Origin of the sequence: Streptomyces sp. NBC_01306, assembly GCF_026340465.1 — a bacterium.
GTDB lineage: Bacteria > Actinomycetota > Actinomycetes > Streptomycetales > Streptomycetaceae > Streptomyces.
The window spans coordinates 1,088,855-1,101,373 of record NZ_JAPEPC010000001.1 but is presented as its reverse complement, the minus strand read 5'-3'; the positions used below and the strand labels follow the sequence as shown (position 1 = coordinate 1,101,373).

5 protein-coding genes are annotated in these 12,519 nt (G+C 70.9%); 3 read left to right on the top strand and 2 right to left on the bottom strand.

The window, feature by feature from the left end; genetic code table 11:
• Positions 1 to 5,292: a type I polyketide synthase gene (locus OG385_RS04770; protein ID WP_266852114.1), complete on the top strand. Its 5,292-nt coding sequence runs from the start codon at positions 1 to 3 to the stop codon at positions 5,290 to 5,292.
• Between the two features lie 33 nt (positions 5,293 to 5,325).
• On the opposite strand, the gene OG385_RS04765 is transcribed toward OG385_RS04770, so the two are convergent.
• Positions 5,326 to 6,006: a TetR/AcrR family transcriptional regulator gene (locus OG385_RS04765; protein ID WP_266852112.1), complete on the bottom strand. Its 681-nt coding sequence runs from the start codon at positions 6,004 to 6,006 to the stop codon at positions 5,326 to 5,328.
• Positions 6,007 to 6,268: 262 nt separating this feature from the next.
• Positions 6,269 to 7,840, bottom strand: a complete 1,572-nt coding sequence (locus OG385_RS04760; RefSeq protein ID WP_266852111.1) for an MFS transporter — start codon at positions 7,838 to 7,840, stop codon at positions 6,269 to 6,271.
• Positions 7,841 to 8,503: 663 nt separating this feature from the next.
• On the opposite strand from OG385_RS04760, the gene OG385_RS04755 reads away from it, so the two are divergent.
• The gene (locus OG385_RS04755) at positions 8,504 to 9,283 is read left to right on the top strand and encodes a TetR/AcrR family transcriptional regulator (protein WP_266852110.1); all 780 of its coding nucleotides are present in this window, start codon (positions 8,504 to 8,506) and stop codon (positions 9,281 to 9,283) included.
• 50 nt (positions 9,284 to 9,333) lie between these two features.
• Positions 9,334 to 12,207, top strand: a complete 2,874-nt coding sequence (locus OG385_RS04750; RefSeq protein ID WP_323183630.1) for an AAA family ATPase — start codon at positions 9,334 to 9,336, stop codon at positions 12,205 to 12,207.
• Positions 12,208 to 12,519: the final 312 nt, after the last annotated feature.

Sequence of the window (12,519 nt, the reverse complement as noted above, 5' to 3'; positions counted from 1 at the left end):
GTGGATACATCCGTCGAGCAGATCGTCGAGGCGCTGCGCAAGTCCATGCTGGAGAACGAACGGCTCCGTTCGGAGAACGGCGCTCTCACCAGCGCCGCCACCGAGCCGATCGCGATCGTGGGAATGGGCTGCCGCTACCCCGGCGGCGTGAACTCCCCCGACGACCTCTGGCAGTTGGTGGCCGAAGGGCGCGACGCGGTCGCCGCTTTTCCCGCCGACCGGGGCTGGGACGTGGAGGGCATGTACGACCCGGAACCCGGAAAGCCCGACAGGAGCATCGCCCGCGAGGGCGGGTTCCTGTACGGCGCGGCCGGTTTCGACGCCGACTTCTTCGGGATCAGCCCCAACGAGGCCCTGCGCCTCGACCCGCAGCAACGGCTGTTGCTGGAGGTCTCCTGGGAGGCCCTGGAGCACGCCGGGATCGACCCCCGCAGCCTGGAGGGCAGCAGGACCGGTGTGTTCGCGGGCCTGATGTACCACGACTACGGACCGGGCAGCAGCGACGGCAGTCTGGTCTCCGGCCGGGTCGCCTACACGCTCGGCCTGGAGGGTCCCGCCGTCACGGTGGACACGGCCTGCTCCTCGTCCCTGGTGGCCCTGCACTGGGCCGTCCAGGCGCTGCGGGCCGGCGAGTGCACGCTGGCCCTGGCCGGCGGTGTCACCGTCATGGTCGAACCGGACACCTTCTTCGAGTTCAACCGGCAGCGGGGGCTCGCCAGGGACGGCCGCTGCAAGTCGTTCTCAGCGGCGGCCGACGGCACCGGATGGGGCGAAGGCGTCGGCACCCTCCTGCTGGAGCGGCTGTCGGACGCGCGCCGCCACGGGCACCGGGTGCTCGCGGTGGTGCGGTCCAGCGCCGTCAACCAGGACGGCGCGTCGAGCGGCATCACCACCCCCAACGGTCCGGCGCAGCAGCGGGTCATCCACCAGGCGCTCGCCGCCGCCGGCCTGACCACCGCCGATGTCGACGCGGTGGAAGCGCACGGAACCGGAACGGTGCTCGGCGACCCCATCGAGGCACAGGCCCTGCTGGCGACGTACGGCAAGGGGCGGCCGGGGGACCGGCCGCTGTGGCTGGGCTCCGTCAAGTCGAACTTCGGTCACACCCAGGCCGCTGCCGGTGTCGCCGGGATCATCAAGATGGTCCAGGCGATGAAGCACGGTGTGCTCCCGAAGTCACTGCACGCCGACGATCCCAGCCCCAAGGTCGACTGGGAGTCCGGCGCGGTGCGGCTGCTGGCCGAGTCCCGGCCCTGGCCGGAGCACGGCGGCACCCGCAGAGCGGGGGTGTCGTCCTTCGGGATCAGCGGCACCAACGCCCATGTGATCGTCGAGCAGGCACCGCCGGCGGACGAACCGCCGCCCCGCCCCTCCGCCGGGCCTTCCGTGCTCCCGCTGGTGGTCTCCGGCAGCACCGGGCAGGCCCTGCGCGACCAGGGCAGCCGCCTGCTGGCACACCTGGAGTCCCGCCCGGATGCCGAACCGCTCGATCTCGGGCACTCCCTGGCCCTGACCCGCACCCGCCTCGACCACCGTGCCGTGGTCACCGGGGCGGACCGCGACGAGCTGCTGCGCGGACTGCGGGCGCTGTCGGACGGCGCGGAGGCCCCCGGAGTGGCCCGTGGCTGGACGCGTACGAAGGGCCGTACCGCCTTCATGTTCACCGGCCAGGGCGCCCAGCGGCCCGGCATGGGGCGTGAACTGCACGCCGCCCACCCGGCTTTCGCGCGTGCCTTCGACGACGCCGTGGCCGCACTGGACGCACGGCTCGGTGTCTCGCTGCGCGAGATCCTGTGGGCCACGGACGACCGGGCCGGACAGACGCTGAACCGGACCGTGTACGCGCAGGCCGGCCTGTTCGCCCTGGAGGTGGCGCTGTTCCGGCTGCTGGAGTCATGGGGAGTGCGGCCCGGCTTCGTGACCGGGCACTCGATCGGTGAACTGTCCGCCGCCCACGTCGCGGGCGTCCTCACACTCGCCGACGCGGCGACCCTGGTGGCCGCACGTGGCCGTCTGATGCAGCAACTGCCCGCGGGCGGGGCCATGACGGCCGTCGAGGCGAGTGAGGAGGAGGTGCTGCCCAGGCTGACGCCCGGCGTGAGCATCGCCGCCATCAACGGCCCCGCCGCTGTGGTGATCTCCGGTGAATCCGGTGAAGTCGGCCTGATCGCGGACCACTTCACCGCCGCCGGCCGCAGGACCACCTCGCTGCGGGTCAGCCATGCCTTCCACTCGCCGCTGATGGAGCCCATGCTCGCCGACTTCCGGAAGGTGGCGGAGAGCCTCACCTACCGGGCGCCGGCCATCCCCGTGGTCTCGAACATCACCGGTGTCCAGGCCTCCGCTGCGGAGCTCACCGATCCCGGCTACTGGGTGCGCCATGTGCGCGAGCCGGTCCGCTTCATGGACGGCGTCAGGGCCCTGGAGGACGCCGGGGTCACCCGCTTCGTCGAGCTGGGTCCCGACGGTGTGCTGACCGGTATGGCCGGGGCGTGCGCCCGTACGGACGCGGTCACCGCGGTGGCGCTGCTCCGCAAGAACCGGCCCGAGGAGGGCACCCTCCTTGAGGCGGTCGGCCGGCTCGACGCCACCGGCGTGCCCGTCGACTGGGAGGCGTTCTTCGACGGCCTCGGCGGCCGTCCCGTCGAACTGCCCACGTACGCCTTCCAGCACCGCAGGTACTGGATGGAATCGCCTTCGGCGGGCGACGCGTCGGACCTGGGGCAGACGCCCGCGGGGCACCCGCTCGTGGGGGCGGTCGTACGCCTCCCGGACTCCGACGGCGTCCTGCTCACCGGACGGCTGTCGACGGCCACGCAGCCGTGGGTGTCCGACCACCGGGTGCTGGACACCGTGCTGCTGCCCGGCACGGCGTTCGTGGAGCTGGCGCTCAGGGCCGGGGACGAGGTCGGCTGCGGGCTGCTGGAGGAACTCACCCTGCTCGCACCGCTGGTTCCGCCCACGAACGGGGGCGTCGCGGTCAGTGTGTCGGTCGCGGAGGCCGACGCGTCCGGGCGGCGCGCGGTGCGCATCCACTCGCGCGACGAATCCGGCAGCGACCACCCGGTGCTGCACGCCGAGGGGATCGTCGCCCCGGCAGCAGGCCCGCCGCCCGCCGGGCCGCCGCCGGCGGTCGCCGCAGCCGGCTGGCCGCCTCCCGAGGCGGTGGCCGTGGACCTGGCGGGCGTGTACGAGAGCCTGCGCGAGCGCGGATACGACTACGGGCCGGCGTTCCAGGGCCTGCGGTCCCTGTGGCGGCTGGGCGATGAGGTGTACGCGGAACTCGCGCTGCCCGAACCGCACACCGCCGACGCGGCGCGGTTCGGTCTGCACCCCGCGCTGCTGGACGCGGCGCTGCACGCCGATCTGCTCGCGGGCCCGGACACGGGCGACGGCGGGACTGTCCTGCCGTTCTGCTGGACCGGGGTCCGGCTGCACACGGCGGGAGCTTCGGCCGTCCGCGTCTGGATCACCCGCCCCGGCCCGGAACGGATCGCGATCGCGATGGACGACGCCGCCGGCGCCCCTGTGCTGCGGCTGGACTCGCTGATCGGCAGGCCCGTGCAGGCGCAGCAGCTGGCAGCCGGCTCCGCGCTCCCGCAGGACGCGCTCTTCGAGGTCCTGTGGTCACCCCTGCCGGCCGGCCCGGCGGGCTCCGCCGCGCACACGGCGTGGGGCGACGTACCGACGGCCGGAGAGGTCACCGGCACCGTCGTGTTCGAGCCACGGCACACGGCCGGTGACGCGCCCGGCGGGACCCGGACCTCCGCAGTGCACCAGGTGCTCGGCACGGTCCAGCGGTTCCTGGACGGAGAGCGGTTCGCCGGGTCCGAGCTGCTGGTGGTCACGCGCGGGGCACTCGCCACGGCTCCGGGAGAGCCGGCGGACCCGGAGCTCGCCGCGGTGACGGGTCTCGTACGCTCGGCCCAGGCCGAGTACCCGGACCGGCTTCGCCTGCTCGACCTCGGCCCCGGCGAGGAACTGGACGGGGTCCTGCCGGCTGTACTGGCCACCCGGGAACCGGAGCTCGCCGCCCGCGAGGGGGCGCGGCTCGTACCCCGTCTGGAACGCGCGTCGCTCACCGCGGGAGACCGCAAGGAGCTCGACCCGGACGGCACGGTGCTCATCACCGGCGGCACCAGCGGCCTCGGCGCGGTCGTGGCCCGCCATCTGGTCACCGAACACGGCGTACGGCGGCTGCTGTTGACGAGCAGACGGGGCACGGAAGCGCCGGGCGCCCCGGAACTGGCCGCCGAACTCGGCGCTCTCGGGGCCGAAGTGACGGTGGCGTCCTGCGACGTCGCCGACCGTGACGCCCTGGCAGGGCTGCTGGCCACCGTGGACGAGGCGCACCGCCTGACCGGCGTGGTGCACGCCGCCGGTGTGCTGGACGACGGGGTCCTGACCACCCTGACCCCGGACCAGCTGGACCGGGTGATGGGCCCGAAGGCGCGGGCGGCGCAGCATCTGCACGAGCTGACCGCGGCCGACGACCTCGCGATGTTCGTGCTCTTCTCCTCGGTCGCGGGCACCCTCGGAAGTGCGGGGCAGGCCAACTACGCGGCTGCGAACGCCTCCCTCGACGCGCTGGCGCACCGGCGCCGGGCGGCGGGTCTGCCCGGCACCTCACTGGCCTGGGGCCTGTGGTCCGGCACGGGCATGGGGGAGCAGCTGTCCGAAACCGATGTGCAGCGGCTGCGCCGTGCGGGCTTCCCACCGCTGTCGCCGGACGAGGGGCTCGCTCTCCTCGACAGCGCGCTCGCTCTGGACGCGGCCCAACTCGTCCTGGCACGGCTCGACTTCGCGGCGCTGGCCGCCCAGGGCGCAGCGCCGGTGTCCGGGCTGCTGAGCGGCCTGGTGCGACGGCCGGCCCGGCCCGCGTCCGGCGGTGGCGCTGCCGCGTCCGGGGCGGAGGCGGCGGACGAGCTGAAGCAGCGGCTCACCTCGTGCGGTGGGGCCGAGCGGGAGCGGATCCTGCTCGATGTCGTCCGTACCCATGCGGCGTTCGTTCTCGGCCATGACCGGCCGGCGGCGATCGATCCGGAGCGCGGCTTCCTCGACATCGGCTTCGACTCGCTCAGCGCTCTCGACCTGCGGAACCGTCTGATCACCGCGATCGGACACCCGCTGCCGCCGAGCCTGCTCTTCGACCATCCATCGGCGGCGGCCCTGGCCACTCATCTGAACGAGGAGTTCTTCGGCGGCACGGAGCAGGACGCCGGCTCCGCGCTGACCTCGGCGACTGCGGACGAACTCTTCGACATCCTGGATGGTCTCGGGATGCCGGGCTGACCCCGTCCGCAGCCGTCATGCGTGCCGCGTGCGTCAGGAGGCCTTCGGGCTCTCCTGGCGCGCGTTCACCATGACCTCGACGCCGTCGAGAACACGCTGGAGTCCGAAGACGAACTCATCGGTGGGGGCGTCGATGACGCCGGCCGTGACGAGCTCGCTCAGGACGGGGAAGTGGTCCGCGTCCACGAGCTTCGCCAGGAGGCGCCCGTACTGCGGCATCGCTTCGTCATCGTCGTCCGGCATCTGCAGGGCTGCCGGAGACAGCTTCGTACCGGCGTGCACATAGCCGTTCATGAGGAGCACGACGGAGAACTTCTCGGTGGCGCTGAGCCCGGTCCTGTGCAGCATCTGCAGCCCGCACTCCATCCAGGACAGCTGTCCGGGCTCCAGCGGCGGGCCGGCCGTCGGGATCTGCAGCATCCAGGGGTGGCGGCGGTAGACGGCGAGCAGCTCCGTCGTCCAGAGCTCAAGACCCGCGCGCCAGTTGTCCACCGGGGCCTCGGGGAAGGGCGGCTTCCCGTACGCGGTGTCGAGCATGAAGACCAGCAGGTCGTCCTTGGTCGCCACATGGCGGTACAGCGACATGGTCGCGCAGCCCAGCCGCTCGGCGAGCCGGGCCATGGACAGCTTCGCCAGACCGTCGGAGTCGGCGAACCTGACCGCTTCCGCGACGATCCGCTCCTGGCTCAGCTCGGGCAGGGAGCTCCGGGGCACACGGCGCCTGGACTCCCAGAGTCGTGCCACGCTCGGGGGGAGGGCGCTCCCTTTGTCTACGGTGCTCACCTGATGCTCGCCTTCGAGGGGGAGGGATGGAAGGTGATGGTGCGGACGACCGCACGGAGGCGGCGCGGCCCTCGCAGGCCTCCCGCCCCACGTGAGTCCAGTCTGCATTGTCCATCGTTCTTGGCTGAAATGTACCTGTCCGGCAGCGTCCCGTCCGGTCGTGGACGGGACGCTGCCGGAGCTGAGCTGACCCTCACCGCGCGGGATCCGCCACCCGGGGAGGCGTGCTCTCGGCCGGCTCGGCCGGTGCGGGAGCGGGGATCGGCTCCTTGCGCAGCACGACCGCCATGATCACGGCGGCCACCCCGAGGACGCCCACAGCCGTCAGCGCCGCCAGGTTGAGACCGTGGGTGAAGGCTTCACGGCCGGCGTGCAGCAGACTGTCGGCGGTCCCGCCCGTCAGCCGGCCGGCCGCCGCGGTGGTGCCGCCGATACTGCCCCGGGCCGCGTCGAGATCGCTGCTGGACAGGCCGGAGGGGTGCACACCGGCCATCTGGTGGTGGAACACGGCCAGGCCGATGGTGCCGAAGGTGGCGAAGCCGAGGGCGTTGCCCAGCTCGTTGGCGGTCTCCGACACAGCCGCGGACGAGCTGGCGCGCTCGGGCGGTGCGGCGGTCAGGACGATGTCCGCGACCAGTGCCTTCACCATCAGCAGGCCGGCTGCGATGAGGGCGACACCCGCCATGACGAACAGCACATGGGAGTCCATCCGGACGAAGAACAGCACCCCGCAGCCCACCGCCATGACCACCATGCCGCAGGCGAGGAAATTGCCCGGGCGAACGCGGCGTGAGTACTTGGCCGTGATCGGCGCGGCCATGGCGACCACGGGGAACGCCGCGAGCGACCACAGGGCCGCGGTGAAGGGGCGCATCCCCAGGACGGACATCATGTACTGGTTGACCAGCAGGTTGATGCCGATGAGCGTGCCGTGGACGATCAGGGTGATCGTCACCGAACCGCTGAACGCCCGGTAGCGGAAGAGTTCCAGATCGAGCAGCGGGCTGGCCGCCGTGCGCTGGCGCTGTACGAAGGCGAAGCCCAGAACGAGCCCGGCCGCGATGCTGATCACCGAGGTGAGGCTGTAGCCGTTCACGGCGAATTCCTTGACGCCGTACACCACCGTGAGGATCGCCGCGAAGGAGAGCACGGCGCCGATCGCGTCCAGCTTGCCGCGCGACGGGTCGCTGTGCTCGGGGAGCAGGAACGGCGCGAGCACCACCAGCAGGACCATGATCGGGATGTTGATGAGGAAGACCGAGCCCCACCAGAAGTGGTTGAGCAGCAGGCCGCCGATGATGGGGCCGAACGCGGTGCTGCTGGTGAGCACGCCGGTCCAGGCCGCGATGGCGGTCTTGCGCTGGTCGGCGTCGTTGAACATGACGCGGATCATTCCGAGCACGGTGGGTGTCACCGGCGCGGCCGCCACACCGAGCAGGGCCCGGGAGGCGATCAGGGCTTCGGGGGTGGTCGCCATGGCCGCGCAGGCCGAGGCGACACCGAACAGCAGCGCACCGATGATCAGGAGCTTGCGCCGGCCGATCTTGTCGCCCACCCACCCCATCGGAATGAGCAACCCGGCGAGTGCGAACGGGTAGACATCCATGATCCACAGCAACTCGGGGGCGCTGGGGCGGAGATCGGCACTCATGGCCGGTACGGCGAAGTTGAGCACGCCGATGTCCAGCATGATCAACAGCGACCCGAGCGTGAGGACCGCGAGGCCCACCCACTCCTTGGTCCCTGCCTTGGCATTGGTGTTCATCGCTCTCCCTTTTCGGTGTGTACGCCGCACGCTAAAGCGTATCGCATACGCTCAGCGTACTGGCTACTCTAGTGAGCATCAAGTGCGTCACCCCCAGTCCAACTTTTGATCCGTGACCTCGACCCCTGAGCGGTCTGCCCTGAAGCAGTCCAACGCCCTGTGACGGCCGGTGGCCCTGAGGTGGGTGTGGTGCCTCTCGTGGACCGAGGGCTATGTTTGGACTCAAGTAGAGGTTTCGCGCAGTAACACCCGCTACGGATATCGGCGATGGGCCCCGGTGGGGCCTACGGGGAAGTCGAAGGGATGCGTCGGGCATGGGGGATTGGCTCAGTGATGCGCGCCGGCAGGTCGCTGCCATCGGGATGGGCGGCCGGTTACCGGGGGCCAACGGCATAGCCGGGGCCGAGGTCATGGATCCGCGACAGCGTCCGCTGCGCGCCGAACAGGACCCGGCCGCGCGGGGAGCCCTCGAAGACGCCCGGATCGGCCCGGGCGGCGTGGCCGCCGGCCGCTCCGGAGTGTGGGTGGGCCGGGTCATCGCCGAATACGCCGATCAGCACCGCCCGTTGAGCGGGCGCAGCACCCGGGGCTCGACCGGAGCCCGCATCCGGGCGGTCACCGCCGGACGGCTCTCCCCTGTACTTGTACCTGCGCGGCCCCGGCGTGGTGGTCGACACCGCCCGCCCGTCCTCACTCGTCGCCGCGCACACCACCCCGAATGTCTGGACCGACTGCCTGCCCACCGGGCAGGGCGGCACCCATGCACGTGACTCGGACGCGGAGACGACCCCACAGGGACGAGGAGACACGGTGGACCACGAACAGACAGCTGACGGGCGCGTCGCGACCGGCGGCCGCCGCGAGCGCAACAAGCGGCAGGTCAGGGCGAAACTCTACGAAGCGGCCATCGCGCTGTTCGCCGAAAATGGTTACGAGGGCACGTCGATCGAAGCGATCACCACGCGTGCCGATGTCGCACGCGGCACCTTTTTCAATCACTTCCACCGCAAGGAGGATCTGATTGTCGAATGGGGAGAGCGAAGACGGGCGAGATTGAGGGACTGTATCGAGGAGGTCAATATGGCCGATGGTGAACGTGACGCCGAACAGAGGCTGTCGGGCTGTCTGGTCGCCCTCGGCAAGATGAACGAGAACGACGGTGAATGCACCCAGGCCATGATCAAGGCATGGGTGAAGGCCGGATACCCGCTCTCGGAAGAGCCCTTCACGGCGGAGCTGTTCGCCGATGTGGTGGCGCGGGGAAAGGCCTGCGGCGAGTTCTCCCAGGACATCGATGTCGCGCAGGTCGGCAACGTACTGCACGACGTCTACCTGGGCTCGCTCTATCGGTGGTGCCGCTCGGGCGCCGACGCGCAGTTGCAGTCCGAACTCCGGGAGATCACCCACTTGGTGCTCAACGGAGTGAAGGCTCGCTGCCGGTAGCTTTTTTCTGGTCAGTCTTTACGGCGTGCTATTTCTGCTAGGCGCGACCGATGACGCCGGGGCGTGAAGCCCCATCATTTTTCTTCATCTTTGCAGATATCAGGGGGCGGCGGAACATGGTGCAAATCGCACACCGTGGAGCGCTGGAAAATCTTAGGGGTCAGTTCGCTGAATGCGCTGGCGGATCAGGGCAACTCGCCCTGATCACAGGCGGTTTGGCGAGCGGAAAGACCCACTTGATGTACGAATTTTCGAGAGAGGTGAAAAAGACCGGCGCACTCCATCTCGCGGCCACCGGCTCCCGCGCGGAGTCGGCCTTCCCGGTAGGCGTGATCGACCAGCTGTTCCGCAGCGCCGAGATCCCGCCGGAGACGGCCGAACGGATCGCCCGGGTACTTCAGTCGGACTCCCTCACCAGGGGGTCCAGCCCGGATGGCCCGGATCTCAGCCAGGAGGACGCGCGGATCATCCACGCGATCTGCCTCGAACTGCTGGAGCTGTCCCGCAAACAGCCGCTGGTCATCAGCATCGACGACATCCAGTTCGTGGACGGGCTCTCGCTCCACCTCATCCTCCACCTGCGCCGTCGCATGGCCTCGGCCCAGGTGATGATCGTGCTCACCGAATGGAGCTGGGCGCACCCGGCACTCTCGCGCTTCCACGCCGAGATCACCCAGCAGCCGCACCGGCGGCTGCGGCTCACGCCGTTGACGGTCGCGGAGGTGTCCGCGCTGATGGCGCAGGAGACGGAACCGCAGAGCGCCGAGCGCTATGCACCGGATCTCCACCGCTTCACCTCGGGCAACCCGCTGTTGGTCCGGGCTGTGCTGGAGGACCTGTACGCCGGGCCGGGCAGCCCGGGGAGTGAGGGGGACGAGGAGGGATTCGCCGAGCAGGTCGCCGGTCCCGCCTTCGCCCAGGCGGTGCTCACCTGCCTCTACCGCTGGGACACCCGGCTGCTGCGGGTGGCCCAGGGGCTCGCCGTACTGGGCAAGGAGGCATCGGCGCCGCTGGTGGGGCAGTTGCTCTCGCTCCCGGTGGAAAGCGCCGAGCAGGTGATCCAAGTGCTGTCGGCGGCCGGCCTGCTGGACGGCGCCCGGTTCCGGCACGGCGCGGCCCAGACCGCCGTGCTGGGCACACTCGACACCGTCGAACGGGCCCGGATGCACGGGGTGAGCGCCCAACTGCTGCAGAACGGCGGCGCCGACCCGGTGACCGTCGCGGGGCATGTCATCGCGTCGGGCAGAGCCGTCGGGGACTGGACGGTCCCGGTCCTGCGGAGCGCCGCTGTCTGGGCCCAGGCGGACGACGACGTCGATCTCGTCATCGAATGCCTGGAGTTGGCGGTCACCGCCTGCACCTCGGCGGAAGAGCGGCGCGAACTGCGCAGGGGGCTCGCCCGCGCTGTCTGGCAGCGCGATCCGGCCGCCGCCGACCGGTACCACGCGTGTGCCCGGCAGGCGATGCACGAGGGCAAGGTGACCAAGCAGGACGCCGTCTCGCTCCTGCGGCAGTCGCTCTGGCAGGGAGACCTGGAGACGGCCCGGACCGCCAACGAGGCGTACATGACGCTCGAAGGCCCCCGGAACGAGTACACCGAGGCCGAACTCGTCCTCATCTACCGGTGGTTCTACGGATCGGCGTCCGGGCACACCGCATGCCGCTCCGATGGCGGCAACCCCGAATGCGAGGAGGACCCGTGGACCCGGGCGGTCAAATCGGTGTCCGGCGGGCCCGGTTCGGCCGCGGCGAGGGCCGCCCTGTCCAGCGCCGTACACATCCTGGAGAGCTGCCGGCTCGGCGAGACCCTGCTGGAGGTCGTCATCGCCGCACTGCTCACGCTGCTGTGCGGCAACCAGCTGAACCGTGCGTCCGAGCGCTGTGAGGCCCTGTACGCGGAGGCGGTCCGCCGCGGCGGACTGACCTGGCAGGCCGCGCTGGGCGCCGTCCGGGCCGACATCGCGCTGCGCAGAGGTGATCTCAGTGGCGCCGCCACGCACGCATCGGCGGCGCTCGCCCTGCTGCCGGCGCAGAGCTGGGGGGTGATGCTCGGATACCCCCTGAGTACCCTGATCCGGGCCCAGACGGGCCTCCACATGTACGAGGCCGCGGAGGAATCGGTTCGTCAGATGACCTCGGAGGCAGCGCCCACCACCGTCTGGGGACTGCGCTTCCTGAACGCGCGAGGCCACTACTACCTGGCGACCGACCGGGTCCTGGCCGCCGTCAAGGACTTCCAGACCTGCGGCCGGCTGGCCTACGACCACGACCTGGACGTCTCCGAACTCGTACCGTGGCGCAACGGCCTCGCCGAGGCCAATATGCAGCTCGGCCGTACGAAGGTGGCCCAGGACCTCGTCAAGCAGGAACTCAACAGGCCCCAGGGCGTGGACATGCACACCCAGGGCGTGGCGCTGCGGCTGCTCGCCGGGAGCAGCGATCTGATGCAGCGCACCAGGCTGCTGCGCCAGTCCGTCGACCTGCTCCAGCTCTCCGGCGACCGGATGGAGCTGGCCCGCTCGCTGGCGGACCTCAGCGAGGCACACCGGAGCGTCGGGGAATTCGACGAGGCAAGGGTGACGGCCTGGCGGGCGGTCCAGGAGACGAAGATCTGCGAATCGGGCCTCAGGCCCGCGCCGGTGCTGCCGGCCCAGCGCACGGCGCCACCCGCGCAGGAGCCGGACCAGGCGCCGCCGAGCGAGGGAACGGGCGCCTGCCCGGACGCGGTGACGCTCAGCGAGGCGGAGGAGCGGGTCGCCGTGCTGGCGGCGAAGGGATTCAGCAACCGCGAGATAAGCCGCCGGCTCTTCATCACGGTGAGCACCGTGGAACAGCACCTGACGCGCGTATACCGCAAGCTCGGGGTGAACAGCAGGCGGGCGCTGCCCACCTTCCTCCCGCTGCCCCAGCTGCAGTCCATGTGACCGGACAGGGCAGGACACGACACGACACGGCAGGAACGGCAGGACACGGCAGGGCAGGACACGGCAGGGCAGGGCTAGGGGCCACTAGGGGTATGGGCGGAGTGGCCCCGTCCATACCGTAGGAGGCGAGGAACGGCCGAACAGCGCATCAGTGTCCCGCCCCGGGCCCCCCGAGGGACCTGTGCGTGTGGTCCCGGCCGTCCACGAAGAGAGCGGCCCCATGGCATCCCCGGATGACATGAGCCGCTCTCCCGCCGGTCGGTCCGGAGCGGCGGGGTCATCCATCCCCCGCAAACCCTGCACTCCGGGCCG